This window comes from Streptomyces sp. NPDC002176 (assembly GCF_044903645.1).
In the GTDB taxonomy this organism is placed as follows: domain Bacteria; phylum Actinomycetota; class Actinomycetes; order Streptomycetales; family Streptomycetaceae; genus Streptomyces.
Genome location: NZ_JBJDQW010000001.1, coordinates 1528305 through 1546285 on the forward strand (window position 1 = coordinate 1528305; position 17981 = coordinate 1546285).

The following is a 17981-nucleotide window of genomic DNA, read 5'->3' on the forward strand; positions in this document are numbered from 1 at the left end:
GGGCGCCGTCAGCCGATCAGCTGGAGCCGGGTCGGGCCCTGGCCGGGTACGAAGCCGTGGGCCCGGCTGGCCAGCCACTCGGCCTTGTAGCGGTCGACCTCGCGGTGCCAGTTGAGGATGCCCGCGAGCCAGTTCTGGAGGTCGAGGACATAGTTGCCCATCGCGGCACGCGCCTCCTCGGACAGCTGGAAGTCGTCGTACAGCACGGGCAGTTCATGGGCGGCGACGTGCTCGAACTGCCGCATGCGCTGGGTCATCAGGTCGTGGACGACGGCGAGCGCGGCCGGGTAGTCGATGCCGAAGAAGTTCTGTACGACGAGGATCGCGTTGTGGATCTCACCCTCGTACTCGATCTCCTTCTGGTACGAGAAGACGTCGTTGAGCAGGCAGGCGTAGTCGATGGCCGCGTTCTCCAGGGAGCGCACCGGCCCGCTGCGGTACACCTCGGGCGGGATGGCGGGGCCCTGGCCCATCCGGCACATGCTCAGGGTGAGGTCGGAGCCGAAGGTGGCGCGGCGCATCTCCAGATAGTCGACCGGGTCGGGGACGCGCTGTTGCAGCTGGTTGGACAGCTCCCACACCCAGCTCTCGGTCATCACGTCGACGGCGGCCTTCAGGGTGTGCCGCTGCTCGACGCTCATCGGCGCGGTAGTACGCGTCCACAGGTCGACGAGCCCGCGTTCCATGGCGTTGGCGGGGACCACGGCCGGTTCGCCGTCCACGGACATGCACTGGGAGAGCCGGGCCGTGGTGAGGCGGGCGGCGGCCAGGTCGCGGCGGTGGCCGTAGACGAGGGGGTAGTAGTCGTCGCCGTACGTCCCCCAGGCCAGCCATCGCGCGCTCAGGTCGAGGGCCTCGGGCGTGGCGTCGGGGTCGAGTCCGGCGGAGCACAGCGCGAGGTCGTACGCGGCGAGTTTGTCCTCGTCCCAGACGCCCTCGCTCAGGATGCCCATGTCCTGGCACCAGGTGACGAGGTTCCGGCGGGAGGCGTCGACGTGCGGGCTCAGCGCCAGCGGGAACGGCATGTGGAAGTCGGGCAGGAGCGACGGGCCGACCTTCTGGTACGGCACATGCGTGTACGCGCGCAGCCGTTCGGCGCCCGCCGAGGCCAGCAGGGCGCGGACGTCGGCGGCCGAGGTGCCGGGGCCGCTCGGCACCCGCCAGGGCGTCTCGGAGCGCGCGCCCTGGTTCATGTACCGGCTGGAGCGAAGGTGCCACTCGTGGCCGCCGGACTGCCAGTCCTGGAGCCCCTTGGTGTAGGCGGCCACCGCCGCGACCTCGTCCGGGCGCAGGCCGTTCTCCAGCGCCACGGCGGGTACCTCGGTGAGCGCGGTGTGCTCGAACTGGTGCAGCCGTGAGGTGAGGACGTCGTTGACGGTCTCGGCGGCCTCCTGGGTGGTGCAGCCGAAGAACTTCTCCAGTACCAGCACGCCGTTGCTGTTCTCGCCCTCCTCCTCCACCTCCCGCTGGTAGGAGAACAGGTCGTTGCGCAGATGGACGCCGTCGGAGAAGGTCTCCATCAGCACCCTGAGCGGGCGGGACTCCGCGACTGCGGCGGGCACCTCGGCGGTCGCGTACTCCACGAGCCCCGCCGACCAGGGCGCGCCACCCACCTTGCGGCGCATCTCGATGTACTCGACCGGGTTGGCGATCCGCCCCTCGTTGATGTTGGACAGCTCCCACATCGACTCGTTGAGCAGGTGTTCGGTCGCCACGGCGAACCGGCGCCGCCAGTCCGCGGACATCGCGGGGACCGTACGCGCCCACAGGTCGGCGAGGCCCGCCTCCACCGGGTTCTCCGGCTCGGGGACGGGGGTGGCGGGGTCGAGCGGCATGAACAGGGGCAGCCGGTCCAGATGGGCCTTGCCTGCCGCCCGGTCCTGGGTGCGCTTGAACATGTCGAGGAAGTGGTCGTCGAAGAAGAACACCCACACATACCAGTCGGTGATCAACGAGAGCGCCGGACCGTCACAGTCGGGGTGGGTGTAGGCGCACAGCAGGCCGTAGTCGTGCGCCTCCAGGTCGGCCTGGTCCCAGACCCCGGAGCCTTCCAGCATGCCCATCTCGCGCGCCCACTCGGTGGAGTGGGCACGGGCCTCGTCGAGATGCGGGTTGAGCCGCGCGGGATACGGCATGTAGAAGTGCGGGAGTTCGAACGGCTGCGTCATGGCGGGGGGCTACCCGCCGGGCAAATGGGTCATCCGCCGCGACATGGATGATCACACCATCGCGTGAACCGGCACCGAAACCGGGAACTCGCACCGCTCAGTGTGGCGTTGACCGTCACAGCCACACCTGTGTCCAGGGCCCGTTTTCCGGCCCTGCCGTCGACATCCGGCCAGCCCTCCGCCGGAGGCCGTCACTCCCCTTGCCCGCCCCCCGGGCCGGGGCCACGGTATGGGCCATGATCCCCTCCCCGCCTCCCCGGCACCGATTACCGCACGCCTTGGGCCCGGTGGTCTGGCAGGACGAACCCGGCACGGCGGACCGCCCGCCCGGCCCCGGCTTCTGGGCGGTGACCCGGCACGCCGACGCCCGCCACGTACTCCAGGACCCGGCGACGTACTCCTCCCTCCCCGGACCCGGCGAACTCCCGCTCCTGAGACGGCTGCTGTCCCACCAGGACCCGCCCCAGCACACCCGGCTCAGAGACCACGCGGCCCGCGCCCTCACCCCCGAGCGCGTCGAACGCTTCACCAGAACCGCCCGCGAGCGCGCCCGCACCCTGCTCGCCCACGCCCTGTCCAAGGCCCGCTCCACCGACGGCGTCCTCGACCTCGCCGCCACCGTGTCCGACCCGTACACCTCGCTCAACCTGGCCGACCTGCTGGGCCTCCCGCACGCCGACCGGCGCCGCCTGCCCCGCTGGACCGGGCCGACCGGGCCGCACGCGCTGGAGGACATGACCGGCTACGCCCGCGAGCTCATCGTCCACCGGCGCCGCTACCCCGACGACGACCTCACCACCATGCTCGCCCACAACGCCCGACTCACCTCCGCCGAGCTGGAGATGCTCGTCCCCCTCCTCCTGACCACCGGCCTCGCCCCCATGCGCGACGCGGCGGCGGGCGGCCTGCTGACCCTGGCCGAACACCCCGAGGCGTACCGGAGGCTGCGCGAGGAGGCAGAAGAACTCGACTCCGCTGTAGAGGAGTTGCTCCGTTGGCATCCGCCGATCCTCACGATCCGCCGTACCGCCGCCACGGACACCGAACTCTCCGGCCGACACGTCCGGCGCGATGACAAGGTCGTCGTCTCCCTCGCGGCCGCCAACCACGACGAGCAGGTCTTCGCCGCCCCCGACCGGCTGGACCTGGCCCGCACGCCCAACCCGCACCTCTCGCTCGGCGCGGGCCCGCACCTGTGTCTGGGCGCCGACTTCGCCCGGCTGCAACTGCGCGTCCTCTACGAGGAGGTGCTGCGCGCCCTGCCGATCCTGCGGCTCGCCGGGCCGGTGCCGCCGTCCGGCTCCGGCGTCACCAATGGGGTCGCGTCACTGCCCGTCCGGGCCGTGTGACGGGTTGACCTGGATCAGGGCGTGGGTGCCGCCGGTGAGCCACTTCCGCCCCTCCGCCTCGACCAGCTCGGCTTCGGTGGACGGGGAAAGCCCGGTGATGACCTCGGACTTGAGGGTGCGCAGCGCGGCCACCGGGCCGGGGAAGTAGGCGGTCACCTCGTCGAAGGGCGTGGTGGGCGGCCAGTACCGGTCGCCCACCAGGCGGCGGTAGTTGAGGTCGCCCTTGAACACGGTGAGGGTGGCCGCGGTGAAGTCGGCGCGCAGGTCGTCCGGCATGTCGGTGTAGGGCAGCGGCGAGCAGGAGAAGGGGTGGGCGCGGATGGTGAGGCGGCCGTCGCCCAGGGCCGACCAGAGCGTGTCGCCGTACTCCCCCGCCAGTCCGGTGGCGGAACGCAGGCGGCGCAGCGCGTCGATCACGTCGGCGGTGGTGGCGTCGGAGACGTAGTACGGGTCCGGCTTGACGTGCAGGACCGCCCGGCCGATGCGGGGCTCGGTGAGGAGCGCGGCGATGAGCAGCAGGTCGGGAACGAGTTCGCGGCCTGCGTTGTCCGCGACCAGGCAGAGGGTGCCCGTACCGTCGGGCGGGAGGAGGGACCAGAGGAGGCCGCTGTCGTCGGCGACCAGGCCGGGGGCCGCTTCGCGCCGCTCCCCGCCCTCCGAGGACAGCTGGAAGCTGAGGTCGGCGCGGTTGCCCCACAGGGAGCCGCTCAGCAGGGCCCGGGCGCGGTCCTCGGCGGGGCGGTCCCGCAGTGCGTCGAGTGCGGACAGCTCGGCGTCGGTCTCGGCGGAGTGGAGTTCGCCGGTCTTGGACGGGCGGAACGGGTCGATGCCGCGCCAGGCGCCGGGGCCGAAGTAGCCGACGGCGCCGAGCAGCCGTCGGTAGAAGTAGCTCTCGGACCACAGCCACGGCACGTCGAACCAGGACCGGCCCGCGTAGGTGTCCATGCCCCAGCTCACCCAGCGCGCGCGGTCGGGCGCGTCGGTGGGGAGGGGTTCGATGACGCCCTCGGTGCAGTTCTTCAGCAGGGCGTCCAGCGCGCGCCGCTGCGGGGGCTCGTAGGGGAGGGCGTCGCGGACCTGGCGGATGATCGCGGGGTGGCGTTCGGCGAGCGTGCTGTGCGGGAAGGAGCCCGGTTCGTCGGCGCGGATGACGGGCGCGGTGGGGGCGGCGTCGGACATGCCGTCACCGTACCGCGCTAGTCAGCCGATCCTGGTCTCCCGCTCCAGCTGTGCCGCGAGGGCCAGATAGCGGGGGCGGCGGTGCACCGGGACCAGGCTGCGGAGCATGAGGTACCACATCTCGGCGACCCTGCGGGGCAGTCGCGCGGGCGGTTCCAGGGTGCGTCCGGCGACGCGGGTGCCGACGAAGAAACAGACCAGGGAGTGGGCGACGATCCCGGCGTCCAGATCGGCGTGCACATCGCAGTCCCGGACCGCGCCGTGGAGCTTGCGGGAGGTGAACTCCAGCCACTCGGTGAAGGGGTGCCGCAGCGGTGGCCGCATGGACAGGTTGGTGGTGACCAGGCGGAGTCCGGCGCGGGGCACCGGGTCGTGCACGGCGAGGCGGGCAAGGGCGAACGTGGCCCGCATCAGCGCCTCCAGCGAGGAGCAGCCCCGGCTCTCGACCTCGGCCACCACCTGGCGGGCGGCCGCCGACTGGAGTTCGAGGATGGCGTGGGCCAGATCCTCCTTGGCGGCGAAGTGGAAGTACAGGGCGCCCTTGGTGACGTTCGCATGTCCGACGATGTCACTCAGACTGGTGGATTCATACCCTTGCCGGTCGAACAGGTCGGCTGCGGCCGTGATGATCGTCGTCCGGGTCTGTTCAGCGCGCAACTGCCTCGCCATCGGCCGACCCCTCTCCTGCACGAACGGGACACGCGGTTTGTTTTGAAGCCTCGCATACGATAACTCACCGAGCGGCAACGGGAGTCACGCGGGACGCACCGGGATTCCGCACTCTTCCACACTTCCTCCCCTGCTCCACCGGGGTGAACTGGGCCTTCCGCTTTTATCCGGCTCCGGGGGCTTCCGGGTGCACTGCGTCGCTTACGCGAAGATTCACGGGCGACGGAGGATGCTTCAGAAACAGCCGAAGCGGTCTGTGAATTGACTTCTTCGGCTCACCGGGGGCGTGAACACCCCGGCTCCGTGGCTCGTATTGGGGGTCGCGAACCCCTTGAGCCGAACCCCTTCAGTCGAACCCCTTCACCCGCCCCGCCGAGGAGACGTCCCGGATGACTCGGATGACCGCCCGCCTGAGCACTCTGGCGGCCGCCGCCGCGACCCCGCTCCTGCTGCTGCCGTGGACGGCGGGACCGGCCCAGGCGCACGGCGCCCCGACCGATCCGGTCAGCCGGGTCTACGCCTGTTCGCCCCAGGGCGGCAGCGCCAACCGGTCGGCCGCCTGCCGGGCCGCGATCGCGGCGAACGGCGCCCCCTTCACCGCGTGGGACAACCTCCGGGTGCCGGGCGTCAACGGCCGTGACCGGCAGGTGATTCCGGACGGCAAGCTGTGCAGCGGGAACCTTGCCGCCTACCGCGGTCTCGACCTGGCCCGCACCGACTGGCCCGCCACCCGGCTGACCCCGGGCGCCCGGATGACGCTGACGTACGCCTCCACGATCGCCCACGAGGGCACGTTCCGGCTGTACTTGACCAAGCCCGGCTACGACCCGGCGAAGCCGCTGAAGTGGTCGGACCTGCCGGAGCGCCCGTTCGCGGAGATCAAGAACCCGTCGCTGAGCAACGGGGCGTACCACCTCACGGCGACGCTGCCCGCGGACCGGACGGGACGTCAGATGCTGTACACGATCTGGCAGAACACCAGCACCCCCGACACCTATTACTCGTGCTCCGACGTGGTACTCGCGAAGAAGAGCACGGCTTCGGGCGGCGGTTCGGTCACCACCCGGCCCGCGCCCAACAAGAGGCCGGCCTCGAAGGCGGCGACGCCCTCCGCACATGCCTCGCACCCGGCGTCCGCGTCCCCCTCGGCGGAAGCGTCGACCGCCGAACCGCGCAAGGACCCCTCGTACGCGGCCGTGCCGGACGACGGCAAGCCGGTGGCCGAGGCGACCCGCGCGAAGTCGGGTCCCTCGGCTCCGTTGCTGGCGGGCGGCGCGGCCGCGGTGCTGGTGGTCACCGCGGCCGCCGCCCTCCTCCCGCGCCTGCGTCGGCGCTGAACGAGGTTCGAGAAGCGATCAGTTGACGAAAACCGGGGCGCCCGCGTCGGTGACCGGGGCGTACTTGGCGGTGAAGTAGCCGCTGGCGAAGCACAGCGACGAGCCGGACACCTTCGTGAACTGCTGGTTGGTGAAGGTGATGCTGTTGTCGGCGTTGTCCGCCTTCCCGGTCAGACTCGGCGCCTGATAGACGCAGTTGATCGAGCCGAGCAGGGTGCGCAGCTTGACCGTGGTCTGGATGGTCGAGCCGCTCGCCGGGGCGACGGAGAGGGTGCCGTCGGAGGCGACGGACGCGGTGTAGGGCAGGTGGTCGACGGTGATGCCGCTGACGCCGAGGACGCCGGTGACGTTGCTGGTACAGCTGGAGCTGTCGAAGGTGTGGCCGGTGACCGACTCGGTGGCGGCGCCGGGTGCGTCCGGGTTGCCGGTGACCTCGGCCGTGAACTGGGACGCCGTGCACTTGACTCCGCTGGTGCCGGTCGCGCTGGAGTACAGGGTGGCGGAGGTGCCGGTGGCGAGCGGCGCGGTGAGGGTGTCGCCGACGGCGACGGCGGTGCCGCCGACACCGCCCGTGGTCAGCACGGCGCCGCCGTCGGCGGCGGCGGGGACGGCCGCGGCCAGGGTGAGCGCGGTGACGGTTCCGGCGAGAGCGAGGAGGGTGCGCATGCGGGTGCCTCTCTTCCGAGGTGGGGGACGGAGAGCAGGGTGTGCCGTGATGCGATGCGGGATGCGGTGCGGGTTCGCGCATACGGGACGGCCGCCCGGAGAAGCCGGGAAACGGGCGCGTGCCGTTCGTCGGGCCCGGCGCCACGGTCCCGAGGAGATCAGGCAGAGTTGTAGACCGGATATGGGGTCAACGTCAATACGGAGCAAGGGAGTTGGGGCCGCCGTCGGCCGTTCGCGCGGGGCCGGGACCTGCTTTTCACCACTCCCTTGACCCTCCATGTAACCGGCGGTAACTTCCGAGCAGGCTACCGCCGCGTAACCGGCGGTCGCCCTTGTCCGCGCCAGGACAACGCGCCACCTGAAACCCGCATGGTTCCACCTCCATGGGAGCAGACATGGCCTCGTCCCCGGACCTCTCGTCCACCGACCCCACCCCCTCCCCCGAGCCCGGCCCGGCCGACGGCGAACGGCGCGGACGCGTCCGGTACCGCCGGGCCGCCGTACTGGCGATCCCCGCCACCCTGGTCGCCGCGGGTCTGGCGATCCTGACCGCCGAGGGCGCGCTGGGTGTGCAGTTCGCCATCTCCGGCATGCCGTTCACGGTCACCGCGACCGAGCTGAACGGCACCGGCTTCGAGCAGTTCGGCGGGCTCGACAACATGGCGGACGGCAGCCCGAACGCGGGTGACACCGGCGGGCAGGTCCTTGTCGTCACCTCCGCGATCAAGAGCGCCACCCTCACCAAGCTCTGCCAGAGCGTCGACCTGGGCGGCACCAACCTGCTGATCAAGGCGGGCCAGGGCGAGAAGAAGGTGACGGCGACCGATCTGACCACCGACTCCACCGAGCTGTCGGGTGACGCCTCCTTCGACAACATCGAGATCGGCAACGACGCCAGCACCCTGAACAAGGCCAACGCCAAGGGCCCGATCGGCGTCTTCTCCCAGCAGGCCGACACCGTGCACATCGCCAACCTGCGCCAGACCAACTACGCCACCACGGCGGCCGTGTTCAAGCTGCCCGGTCTGAAGCTGGGCTTCAGCGACTCGGGCTGCTGAGCCGGTGCCGGAGCGTGCGCGCCGGGGTGCGCGGGCGGCCTTCCGTGACTGGCGGGGGCGTCGGCCGTTCTGGGGCGGGCTGCTGCTCGCGCTGGGCGGGGCCGAGATCCTGCTCACCGAGAAGGCGTCGCTGAAGGTCGTCCTGCACATCGGCATGCAGGGGCTGGCGGGCTATCTGCTGCCGACCCTGATGGTGCTGCTGGGACTGCTGATCCTCTTCAACCCGGCCCAGCGGCTGTTCTACTCGCTCGCCGGTGTGCTGATCACCCTGGGCACCTGGCTCACGTCCAACCTGGGCGGCTTCTTCATCGGCCTGCTCCTCGGCGTCGTCGGCAGCTGCCTCACCTTCGGCTGGCTGCCCGACCAGGAGGCACGCGTGTCCCGACGGCAGCGCCGCCGGGAGCGGGTCCGCGCCTGAACAGCGGTTTCCCCGGGACCCGGCGGCACCCTGCCGCCGGGTCCTCCCTCTTTCAGGTGATACGGGAACTTCTCCCCCGGTGTGCCGAGTTCACCGGACAGCGGGGTCGGCCGGTGTGGGGGCGGCGGGAGCGGCACTCTCGTCCTTCATCGCCTTCGCCTCGCTCTTGAGGATGCGCAGGGACCGGCCCAGCGAGCGTGCGGTGTCCGGCAGCTTCTTGGAGCCGAACAGCACGATGAAGACGATCGCCACGACCAGCAGATGCCAGGGTTCCAGTCCGTTGCGGAGCATGGCCGCCCTCCCTTTTCTCACGCGATTCCTGACGGCCAGGGGCTCCCGCGCCTCCGGCCCGTTCAGCGATGATTGCTACATTGCGCAACTGTACAACCCAGGGAGAGGCACAAGAGGGCGGCGGATGAGCATCACGAGCAGCCGGGGAACGGCACCGTCACGGCGACGCGGCGGCGGGCGGGGCACCCCGGAGGGCGAGAGCGGTCCCGGCGACGGGGGCCGCGGCACCCGGTCCGGCGCACGGGACCAGCGGCGCCGCCGTGCGCGCAGAGCACGGGTGGCCCTCCTCGTCTGCCTGTCGCTGGTGGTCCTCGGCGGCGCGGGCGCGGGCTGGGTGTATCTGAAGCTCAACGGCAACATCCAGACCTTCGACGCGGGCGGCCTCTCCGACAACCGCCCGGCGGGCTCGTCCAAGGGTGAGAACGTCCTGCTGATCGGCTCGGACGCGCGCACCGACGGCAACGCGGCGCTGGGCGGCGGCGACAAGGACGGCATCGGCCGCTCCGACACCACGCTGCTGCTGCACATATACGCCGACCACAAGCACGCGCTGGCCGTGTCCATACCGCGCGACACCCTGGTGAACATCCCGCCCTGCAAGCTGCCCACCGGTGGCTGGACCCAGGCCCAGCCCAACACCATGTTCAACGCGGCCTTCTCCGTCGGCGAGACCGACAAGGGCAACCCGGCCTGCACCCAGAACACGGTGGAGCAGCTGACGGGGCTGCGGGTGGACCACACGGTGGTGGTGGACTTCAAGGGCTTCGCCGCGCTCACCCAGGTCGTCGGCGGGGTGAAGGTGTGCCTGCCCAACGACGTCTACCAGAAGGACCTGAACCCCAACCGGGCCACCCAGGGCGCGCTGCTCTTCCGGCAGGGCGAGCAGACGGTCGCGGGACGGCAGGCGCTGGACTACGTCCGCCTCCGGCACGGCATCGGCGACGGCTCCGACATAGGCCGGATCAAGCGGCAGCAGGCGTTCGTGGGCAGCCTGCTGAAGGAGGTCAAGGACAAGGGGTTCACCCCGACCAAGCTGCTGCCCCTGGCCGACGCCGCGACCCGGTCGATGACCGTCGACCCGGGGCTGGGCAGCGCCGACAAGCTGCTGTCGTTCGCCATGTCGCTGAAGGACGTCGACCTGCACAACACCAAGTTCGTCACCGTGCCCTGGCGGTACGCGGGTTCGCGGGTGGCGGTCGTGGAGCCGGACGCCGGTGAGCTGTGGGCCGCGCTGAAGGCGGACCGTACGATCGACGGCGCCGACGCCAGCGGCGGGAAGGGCAAGGCGACGAAGAAGCCGAGCCCGGCCCCGCACTCCCCCGCCCCGGTCTCCGGCAAGGGCATCGCCGTGGCGGTCTACAACGGCACCACGGTGACCGGGCTCGCCGCCAAGGGCTCGGCCACGCTCACCGCGTCCGGCTTCACCGTCACCGGTACGGCCACCGCGCTCTCCCAGAACCACCTGGCGACCGTCGTCCAGTACGGCCCCGGCATGGCGGACCGCGCCCGGACCGTGGCCAAGGTCTTCCCCGGCGCCCAGCTGGAGCAGATCGGCGCGCCCCGGATCAACGTGGTCCTCGGCCAGGCGTACGCGACGGACCCGACGCCGTCCTCGACATCGGCCTCGGTGCCCAGCGAGGTGGCCAACGGGGCGCGTTCGGCGGACGACAACCCCTGCGCGAACCTCACCTACGGCTGACGCCGGTCGTGGCGCACCCGCGCCACGGTCAGCGCGAGCGCGTACGGCACGAGGACGACGGCCAGCAGCAGATAGCGGTCGGCGGGCAGGGCGGTCAGGCCGAGGAGCGCGCCGAGCGGGGTGGCGGGCAGCAGCAGTCCGGCACCGGCCAGCGCGGCCGAGGCCCAGCCGACCGGGCCGGGCCGGGGCCCGGCGAGGTGCCGTCCCGAGCGGAGCAGCAGCATCGCCAGCGCCTGGGTGAGCAGGTTCTCGGTGAACCAGGCCGAGTGGAACAGCGCCTGGTCGGCCAGGACGGCACCGCCGTGCGGGGCGAGCGTGAGCACGGCGAAGGTGGCGAGGTCCGCGACCGCGTTGAGCAGGCCGAAGCCGGTGAGGAAGCGCAGGAAGGCGGGTGGCCGCAGCCGGGTCGGGCGGCGCAGCGCCCCGGGGTCGGGGCGGTCGTCGGCGAAGGCGAGCTGCGAGGCATCGAAGCAGAGGTTCTGCGCGAGCACCTGGACGGGGAGCATCGGCAGGAACGGCAGCAGCAGTCCGGCGGCGAGCATGGCGAGGACGTTGCCGAGGTTGGACGAGAGCGTGACGCGCAGGTAGGAGGCGATGTTGGCGCTGCTGTGCCGTCCGGCGAGCACGGCGTGCCCGAGGGCGCGGAGGTCCTTCTCGCCGAGCACCACGTCCGCGCTCTCACGGGCCACGTCGACGGCACCGCGCGGCGCGACGCCCACGTCGGCGGCGAGCATCGCGGGCACGTCGTTGACACCGTCCCCGAGGAACCCGACCGTGTGCCCGGCCGCCCGTAGTCCGGCCACGACCCGCGCCTTGTCGTCGGCGGTGCACCGGGCCACCACGGTGACACCGCCCGGTGTCCCGGCCGTCTCCGGGGAGGAGCCCGTGCGCACCTCCCCCACCGTCAGCCCCAGGTCCCGGCAGGCGCGTACCGCGGTGGCGGGGTGGTCGCCGGTCAGGACGCGGACCTCGATGCCGAGGCCGGTCAGGGTGCGCAGGGCCTCGGCGGCGCCGGGGGCCAGGTCGTCGCGGAAGGTGAGCAGGCCGTTGAAGGTGAGGCCGCGGGCGTCCTCGGCGCGGTAGGGCCGGGTGCGGGCGGGGAGTTCGGCGGTGGCGACGGCGAGGACGCGCAGCCCGGACCCGGCCTGCCGCGCGGCGAGGGCGAGCAGCCGGTGGCGCTCGGCGTCGGTCAGCTCGCACCGGTCGAGCACGTCCTCGGCGGCGCCCTTGGTGATCAGCACATGTCGCCCGAGGGCGCCGGTGACCACGGCGGTGGCCAGCCGGTGGGCGGGGTCGAAGGGGAGCGCGGCGACCCCGTCGTACTCCTCGCCGACCGGTCCGGCGGCGGTGAGCAGGGCCTCGTCCAGGGCGTCCGGGGCGGGGAGTTCGGACAGGGCGAGGCCCCACCAGGCGGCGACGGCGGCCCAGTGCAGTACCTCGGGGTCGTCCCGGCCGTCCGGCCCGAGCGCGGCCGCGAGGACGGGCCGGTCCCGGGTGAGGGTGCCGGTCTTGTCCAGGCACAGCACGTCGACCGCGCCGAGGTCGTGCAGCGCGGGCAGCCGCCGTACGACGACCCGGTGGGCGTCGGCCAGCCGGGCCGCGCCGCGGGCCAGACAGGTGGTGACGATCACCGGGAGCATCTCGGGGGTGAGCCCGACGGCCACCGCGACGGCGAACGGCAGCGTCTGCAGCATCCGGCCGTGCAGGGCGGCGCTCGCCATGAGGACGAGCGGCGGGGTGAGCAGCGCGAACCGGACCAGCACCCAGGAGATGCCGTGCACGGACCGGTCGAAGGCGCTCGGACCGCGCGTGACGGGGGCTCCCTGGGTGGCGGCGAACCGGGTGCGCGCCCCGGTCGCCACCACCACGGCGGTCGCGCTGCCCGCGACGACATGGCTGCCCTGGAAGCAGAGATGGGACTCGGCGAACCGGCGCGGCGCGTCCACGGCCTCCTTGGCGACGGGCGCGGACTCACCGGTGAGCGTGTCCTGCCGGACGGTCAGCCCCCGGGCGCGCAGCAGCCGTACGTCGGCCGGTACGAGGTCGCCGGGGCCGAGCCGGACGATGTCGCCGGGCACCAGGTCGGCGACCGGGACCTCGCGGGCCCGCGGCTCGTCGGCCCGGTCGGCGCGGCGCAGCACGGTCGCGGTGCCGGTGACCAGGTCGCGCAGCGCGGCCAGGGAGCGGTCGGCGCGGCGTTCCCCGGCGGCGCGCAGCGCGCAGCTGACGGCGACCAGGGTGAGGATCACGGCGGCGGTGCCCCAGGAGGCGACGAACGCGGAGACCAGGCCGAGGGTGAGCAGTACGGCGGTGAACGGGTCGCGCAGGGCCCGCGCGCACCGGCGCGGCCAGGACGGCTCGGGCGGGGTGGCGGCCGGGGTGTTCGCACCGTACTCGGCCGACCGGGCGTCCGCCTCGGTGTCGGTCAGTCCGCGCGGGCCGGTGTCCAGGCGCCGCAGCAGTCGCAGCGAGGTGTCCGGCACTTCGGTCACAGTCCGCGCAGGCGGCGGGCCGGGGCGGCGGGAGTGGTCTGTTCGGTGAGGCGGCCGACGAGGAGGTGGACGACGTCCACGAGCGCGGCCTGTTCGTCGGCGTCGACGAAGTAGACCTGGCGGCGGCCCTCGCGGCGGGAGCGGACCAGTCCGGCGAGTTTGAGCTTGGTGAGGTGCTGGCTGACGGCGGGCAGCGCGCCGCCGACCCGTTCGGCGAGCCCGGTGACATCGCTCTCGCCCTGGGCGAGCGCCCAGACGAGGTGCAGCCGTGCCGGGGAGGCGAGCAGTCCGAAGGCGGCGGCGGCCTCGGTGAGGACCTGCGGGGAGGGGTCGCCGGGCCGTGTCGCCACTGCTCTCCTCCTCGCGCGGTCTCGGCTGTTCGGTCGCTGTCCGACCAGTCAGTCTAGGTGCCGTGCGGGTACACGCGGACCGCCCGGCGACGGGGTTGCGTCGGCCGGGCGGTCCGGGTGGTGCGGTGCGGGTCAGCCGAGGCCGTTGGCCTTCAGCCACTCCTTGGCCACGTCCAGCGGGTCCTTGTGCTGGACCTGCACCTGGGTGTCCAGGTCGAGCAGGGTCTTGGTGTCCAGCTTGGCGGAGACCGCGTTGAGCGCGTCCACACCCTTCTGCGGCACCGCGTCCTTGCGCACGAGGGGCTGCACGTTCTGGAAGCCGAAGAGGTTCTTCGGGTCGCTCAGGACGACGAACTTCTCCTTGGCGATCACCGGGTCGGTGGTGAAGAGGTCCGCGGCCTGCACGGAGTCCTTCTTCAGCGCCGCCTGGGTGAGCGGGCCGCCCGCGTCCAGGGACTTGAAGGACTTGAACTCCAGGCCGTACAGCTCCTTCAGGCCGCTCAGACCCTGGTGGCGGGTCTGGAACTCCGGGGAGCCGCCGATGACCAGGTCCTTGGCGATGCCCTTGAGGTCGCCGATGGAGGACTTGGCGGTCAGATTGTACTTCTTGGCGGTGGCCGCGTTGACCGTGACCGAGTCCTTGTCCTCCGCCGGGGAGGGGTTCAGCAGGGTCAGCTTGGAGTCCAGCTTGGCCTCGATGGCCTTGGTGGTCTCGCCGGTCGACTTCGGCGCCGCCTTCTGGTTGAGGTAGGCCAGCAGCGCGCCGTTGTACTCGGGCAGCAGCGTCACGGAGCCGTTCTTCAGCAGGCCGTAGGTGGTCTCGCGGCTGCCGATGTTGGGCTGGTACTTGACCTCGACGCCCTTGGCCTTGAGGGCCTCGCCGTAGAGGTCGGCGAGCAGGATGCTCTCGGCGAAGTTGTTGGAGCCGACGACGACGGTGTCCCCGCTCGCCCCGCCTCCGGCCAGCGGGTTGTCGGACTTGCCGTCGGAGGAGCCACAGCCCGCAAGCAGCGTCGTCGCCGCCGCGAGGGCGACCAGCGCCGCCCCTCGGTTCCCCCGGATGGACTTGCTGATGCGGTTGTTGTAAGTCACCTGTTGATCCAAGCCAGTTCGTGATTTGTCAGTCAAGGGAAGTGAGGTCACCGATTGGCCTCGATCGCGCCTGTTTGTGTCGGCTGTATGAACGCGCCGGTGAAGGGGTCAGCCACTGCGCCGGACCCCCGGCGACACGGTGAGCTTCGACAGCGCCCAGAACACCAGGAGCGTCACCAGGGCGAGTCCGGCGACCAGCGTGGCGCCGCCGACCACCTTCTCGTAGTCCTTCTGGTAGAGCCCGTCGATGATGTACCGGCCGAGCCCGCCGAAGCTGACGTACGCGGCGATGGTCGCCGTGGAGACGATCTGGACGGCCGCGGTGCGCAGTCCGCCGAGGATCACCGGGAGCGCGACCGGGAGTTCGACCTGGAACAGGATGCGCGGCTCGGTCATGCCCATCCCGCGCGCCGCGTCCACCGGGGACGGGTCGACGGTCTGGATCGCCTCGTAGGTGGTGACGAGGATCGGCGGTACGGCGAGCACGACGAGCGGCACCATCACGGGCAGCGTGCCGAAGCCGAACCAGATGAACAGCAGCACCAGCAGACCGAAACTGGGCAGTGCCCGGCCGGCCGTGGCGACCATCGACAGGGCGTTGCCGCCGCGCCTCAGATGCCCGGCGATCAGGCCCACCGGCAGCGCGATGAGCGCGGCGACGGCGAGGGCCTCCAGGGAGTAACCCACGTGCTCCAGCAGGCGGGTGGGGACACCGTCGTAGCCGCGCCAGCGGGCCGGGTCGGCGAAGAAGGAGTGCGCGAAGTCCAGGACGTTCACCGGGCGGCACCCTTCTTCGGCATCCACGGGGTCAGCAGGGTGCGGGTGAGCACCAGCGCCGCGTCGACGAGGATCGCCAACAGGGCGGTCGTCACCACGGAGTTCACCGCGAGTTCGGGGCGGTGGTAGAGGTTGGCGTCGTTCAGCATGTTGCCGAGCGCGCCCTGGTTGCCGATGAGCATGCCGACGCTGACCAGCGAGATGCTGGACACGGTGGCGACCCTCAGGCCCGCGATGATGGCGGGCACGGCGATGGGCAACTGCACCTGGAGATAACGCCGTACCGCGCCGAGCCCCATCGCCTCGGCGGCGGCCAGGGTCTCCGGGGGCACCGAGCGGACGCCGTCCACGATGGCGGGGACGAGCACGACCAGGCTGTACACGGCGAGCGGGATCATCACCGTCAGCTCGCTCTGCCCGGTGTAGTCGATGAGGATCACGAAGAACGCCAGCGACGGGATCGCGTAGAGCACGGTGGTGACGCCGAGGACCGGCGGGTACAGCCAGCGGAAGCGGGCGCAGAGCTGGGCGATGGGCAGCGACAGCAGGAGTCCGGCGAGCACCGGCAGCAGCGCTTCGCGCAGATGCAGGCCGATCAGGCCGAAGTAGCTGTGCTGGAGGTCGCTGGGGAGGTCGAAGAAGCCGTTCATCCGGCCGCCGTCACCTCCGGACGGTCCTCGGTGTGGGCGGTGCGGATGGCCTCGCCGATGGTCGCCTGCGAGACCACGCCGACCGCGCGTCCCTCACCGTCGACGGCCACGGCCCAGCCGGTCGGTGACAGCACGGCGCCGTCGAGGGCGGTGCGCAGCGAGTCGGTGCCGGGCCGGAACGGCCGCCCGTGCGACAGGAGGCGGGCCGGGTCGATGGCACCGGCCGTGAGTGCGGCGGGTTCGCCCCAGCCGAGCGGGCGGCCGTCGGCGTCGGTGACGAGCAGGTACGGGGCGCTGCCGCGCGGGGTGAGCCGGGTGGCGTCGGCGTCGAGGGGGACGACCGGCTCGGTGTCCAGCTCCAGCCCGTCGGACGGGAAGAAGGACAGGCGGCGGATGCCCCGGTCGGCGCCGAGGAAGTCCTCCACGAAGGGGTCGGCGGGCGCGGTGAGCAGTTCGGAGGGCGGGGCGAACTGGGCGAGCCGTCCGCCGGTGCGCAGCACGGCGACCATGGTTCCCAGCTTCACGGCCTCGTCGATGTCATGGGTGACGAAGACAATGGTCTTGCCCAACTCATCCTGGATGCGCAGCAGTTCGTCCTGGAGTCCCTTGCGGACCACCGGGTCGACGGCGGAGAACGGCTCGTCCATCAGCAGCACCGGCGGGTCGGCGGCGAGCGCCCGCGCCACGCCGACGCGCTGCTGCTGACCGCCGGAGAGCTGGTACGGGTAACGCTTGGCGAGCGAGCTGTCCAGCCCGACCCGCTCCATCAGTTCGGCCGCGCGCTCACGGGCCTTGCCCTTGCTCCAGCCGAGGAGGCGGGGCACGGTGGTGATGTTGTCCAGGATGGTGCGGTGCTGGAAGAGCCCGGCGTTCTGGATGACGTAACCCATGGACCGGCGCAGGGAGTTGACGGGCTGCTGCCGGATGTCGGCGCCGTCGAGGAGGATGCTGCCCTCGCTGGGGTCCACCATCCGGTTGATCATCCTGAGGGTGGTCGTCTTGCCGCAGCCGGAGGGGCCGACGAGGACGGTGATCGCGCGGTCCGGTATGTCCAGCGACAGCCGGTCGACCGCGACCGTGCCGTCCGGGTATCGCTTGGTGACTGAATCTATCCGTATCAAAACGCCGCGCGCCCTTCGGTTGGCAGGAGTGCCTGGACCAGTGCCGGCCGAGTCTAGACGGCACGAGCCACGCCACCCGGAGAGCGCGAAAGGGCGACCGGACCGGGTGCGGGCGCGCGCACCCGTGGTCGTGCCACGGCCGGACGGTCCCATGAATCGGGAGGCTGCTACCCAGTTCCGGGCGCCCCACTCCTCCGATCATGTGACGATGCCCACCTCCCGTTTCCGGCAGGTGGGCATCGGCGGGGTCGGCGTCAGCCCGCTTCGGGCGTGAGGCGCAGCGAGATGCTGTTGATGCAGTACCGCTGGTCGGTGGGCGTCGGATAGCCCTCGCCCTCGAAGACGTGCCCGAGGTGGGAGCCGCAGTTGGAGCAGCGGACCTCGGTGCGGACCATCCCGTGCGAGCGGTCCTCGATCAGCTCGACCGCGTCACTGTCCTTCGGGTCGAAGAACGACGGCCAGCCGCAGTGCGAGGCGAACTTGGTGCCGGAGGTGAACAGGTCGGCGCCACAGGCCCGGCAGGAGTAGACACCCTCGGTCTTGGTGTCCGTGTACTCACCGGTGAAGGCCGGTTCGGTACCCGCCTGGCGCAGCACCGTGTACTCGGCCGGGCTCAGCTCCGCCCGCCACTGCTCGTCCGGCTTCTCGACGTCGTACGCCATGAG

General features: G+C 71.7%; 17 protein-coding genes. 5 read left to right on the plus strand and 12 right to left on the minus strand.

The annotated features are described in order from the left end of the window. Positions 1-8: 8 nt before the first annotated feature. Complete coding sequence (cyc2, locus tag ACI2LY_RS06865) at positions 9-2168, minus strand: germacradienol/geosmin synthase Cyc2 (RefSeq protein ID WP_404706215.1); 2160 nt, start codon at positions 2166-2168, stop codon at positions 9-11. 236 nt (positions 2169-2404) lie between these two features. On the opposite strand from cyc2, the gene ACI2LY_RS06870 reads away from it, so the two are divergent. Next, the gene (locus tag ACI2LY_RS06870) at positions 2405-3517 is read left to right on the plus strand and encodes a cytochrome P450 (protein WP_404706216.1); all 1113 of its coding nucleotides are present in this window, start codon (positions 2405-2407) and stop codon (positions 3515-3517) included. On the opposite strand, the gene ACI2LY_RS06875 is transcribed toward ACI2LY_RS06870, so the two are convergent. Both ACI2LY_RS06875 and ACI2LY_RS06880 read right to left on the minus strand, forming a co-directional pair. Next, the gene (locus ACI2LY_RS06875) at positions 3494-4696 is read right to left on the minus strand and encodes a damage-control phosphatase ARMT1 family protein (RefSeq protein WP_404706217.1); all 1203 of its coding nucleotides are present in this window, start codon (positions 4694-4696) and stop codon (positions 3494-3496) included. The genes ACI2LY_RS06870 and ACI2LY_RS06875 overlap by 24 nt on opposite strands. Positions 4697-4717: 21 nt before the next feature. After that, a complete protein-coding gene (locus ACI2LY_RS06880; protein ID WP_404706218.1) occupies positions 4718-5365 on the minus strand; it encodes a ScbR family autoregulator-binding transcription factor in 648 nt (215 codons plus the stop codon). Between the two features lie 389 nt (positions 5366-5754). Here ACI2LY_RS06880 and ACI2LY_RS06885 point away from each other — a divergent pair, with 389 nt between their 5' ends. After that, a complete protein-coding gene (locus tag ACI2LY_RS06885; protein ID WP_404706219.1) occupies positions 5755-6702 on the plus strand; it encodes a lytic polysaccharide monooxygenase in 948 nt (315 codons plus the stop codon). A gap of 18 nt (positions 6703-6720) precedes the next feature. Here the strand turns inward: ACI2LY_RS06885 and ACI2LY_RS06890 are convergent, their stop codons facing one another. After that, entirely contained in the window at positions 6721-7368 is a 648-nt protein-coding gene (locus ACI2LY_RS06890; RefSeq protein WP_404706220.1) for a Tat pathway signal sequence domain protein, read from the minus strand. 395 nt (positions 7369-7763) lie between these two features. Between ACI2LY_RS06890 and ACI2LY_RS06895 the strand changes: the two genes are divergently transcribed. Further along, positions 7764-8426 (plus strand): DUF6230 family protein, encoded by a 663-nt coding sequence (locus tag ACI2LY_RS06895; RefSeq protein WP_404706221.1) that lies wholly within the window; start codon positions 7764-7766, stop codon positions 8424-8426. A gap of 4 nt (positions 8427-8430) precedes the next feature. After that, positions 8431-8844 carry a DUF6114 domain-containing protein gene (locus ACI2LY_RS06900; protein WP_404706222.1) on the plus strand — a complete coding sequence of 138 codons (414 nt, stop codon included), beginning with the start codon at positions 8431-8433 and terminating at the stop codon, positions 8842-8844. Between the two features lie 90 nt (positions 8845-8934). On the opposite strand, the gene tatA is transcribed toward ACI2LY_RS06900, so the two are convergent. After that, positions 8935-9135 carry a Sec-independent protein translocase subunit TatA gene (gene tatA / locus ACI2LY_RS06905; protein ID WP_135792364.1) on the minus strand — a complete coding sequence of 67 codons (201 nt, stop codon included), beginning with the start codon at positions 9133-9135 and terminating at the stop codon, positions 8935-8937. 124 nt (positions 9136-9259) lie between these two features. Here tatA and ACI2LY_RS06910 point away from each other — a divergent pair, with 124 nt between their 5' ends. After that, a complete protein-coding gene (locus tag ACI2LY_RS06910; protein WP_404706223.1) occupies positions 9260-10834 on the plus strand; it encodes an LCP family protein in 1575 nt (524 codons plus the stop codon). Here the strand turns inward: ACI2LY_RS06910 and mgtA are convergent. From mgtA to msrB, 7 genes are all read right to left on the minus strand, one after another. After that, the gene (gene mgtA / locus ACI2LY_RS06915; protein WP_404706224.1) at positions 10825-13317 is read right to left on the minus strand and encodes a magnesium-translocating P-type ATPase; all 2493 of its coding nucleotides are present in this window, start codon (positions 13315-13317) and stop codon (positions 10825-10827) included. The two genes, ACI2LY_RS06910 and mgtA, sit on opposite strands and share 10 nt — an antisense overlap. Positions 13318-13322: 5 nt before the next feature. Continuing rightward, positions 13323-13676 carry an ArsR/SmtB family transcription factor gene (locus tag ACI2LY_RS06920; protein WP_389002640.1) on the minus strand — a complete coding sequence of 118 codons (354 nt, stop codon included), beginning with the start codon at positions 13674-13676 and terminating at the stop codon, positions 13323-13325. 132 nt (positions 13677-13808) lie between these two features. Then, positions 13809-14768 (minus strand): ABC transporter substrate-binding protein, encoded by a 960-nt coding sequence (locus ACI2LY_RS06925; RefSeq protein WP_404706225.1) that lies wholly within the window; start codon positions 14766-14768, stop codon positions 13809-13811. A 108-nt stretch (positions 14769-14876) separates the two neighbouring features. Next, a complete protein-coding gene (locus ACI2LY_RS06930; RefSeq protein WP_404706226.1) occupies positions 14877-15545 on the minus strand; it encodes an ABC transporter permease in 669 nt (222 codons plus the stop codon). After that, a complete protein-coding gene (locus ACI2LY_RS06935; RefSeq protein ID WP_404706227.1) occupies positions 15542-16195 on the minus strand; it encodes an ABC transporter permease in 654 nt (217 codons plus the stop codon). Before ACI2LY_RS06935 ends, ACI2LY_RS06930 begins: the two co-directional genes overlap by 4 nt. Then, on the minus strand, positions 16192-17316 hold the full coding sequence (locus ACI2LY_RS06940; RefSeq protein ID WP_404706228.1) for an ABC transporter ATP-binding protein: 1125 nt from the start codon (positions 17314-17316) through the stop codon (positions 16192-16194). Before ACI2LY_RS06940 ends, ACI2LY_RS06935 begins: the two co-directional genes overlap by 4 nt. A 254-nt stretch (positions 17317-17570) precedes the next feature. Next, a complete protein-coding gene (gene msrB, locus ACI2LY_RS06945; RefSeq protein WP_389002655.1) occupies positions 17571-17978 on the minus strand; it encodes a peptide-methionine (R)-S-oxide reductase MsrB in 408 nt (135 codons plus the stop codon). Between the last annotated feature and the right edge of the window lie 3 nt (positions 17979-17981).

Coding starts and splice junctions, on each gene's coding strand:
- ACI2LY_RS06890 (WP_404706220.1), bottom strand. CDS start 7,368: ATGCGCACCCTCCTCGCTCTCGCCGGAACCGTCACCGCGCTCACCCTG.
- ACI2LY_RS06910 (WP_404706223.1), top strand. CDS start 9,260: ATGAGCATCACGAGCAGCCGGGGAACGGCACCGTCACGGCGACGCGGC.
- ACI2LY_RS06875 (WP_404706217.1), bottom strand. CDS start 4,696: ATGTCCGACGCCGCCCCCACCGCGCCCGTCATCCGCGCCGACGAACCG.
- tatA (WP_135792364.1), bottom strand. CDS start 9,135: ATGCTCCGCAACGGACTGGAACCCTGGCATCTGCTGGTCGTGGCGATC.
- ACI2LY_RS06885 (WP_404706219.1), top strand. CDS start 5,755: ATGACTCGGATGACCGCCCGCCTGAGCACTCTGGCGGCCGCCGCCGCG.
- ACI2LY_RS06935 (WP_404706227.1), bottom strand. CDS start 16,195: ATGAACGGCTTCTTCGACCTCCCCAGCGACCTCCAGCACAGCTACTTC.
- msrB (WP_389002655.1), bottom strand. CDS start 17,978: ATGGCGTACGACGTCGAGAAGCCGGACGAGCAGTGGCGGGCGGAGCTG.
- ACI2LY_RS06880 (WP_404706218.1), bottom strand. CDS start 5,365: ATGGCGAGGCAGTTGCGCGCTGAACAGACCCGGACGACGATCATCACG.
- cyc2 (WP_404706215.1), bottom strand. CDS start 2,168: ATGACGCAGCCGTTCGAACTCCCGCACTTCTACATGCCGTATCCCGCG.
- ACI2LY_RS06870 (WP_404706216.1), top strand. CDS start 2,405: ATGATCCCCTCCCCGCCTCCCCGGCACCGATTACCGCACGCCTTGGGC.
- ACI2LY_RS06895 (WP_404706221.1), top strand. CDS start 7,764: ATGGCCTCGTCCCCGGACCTCTCGTCCACCGACCCCACCCCCTCCCCC.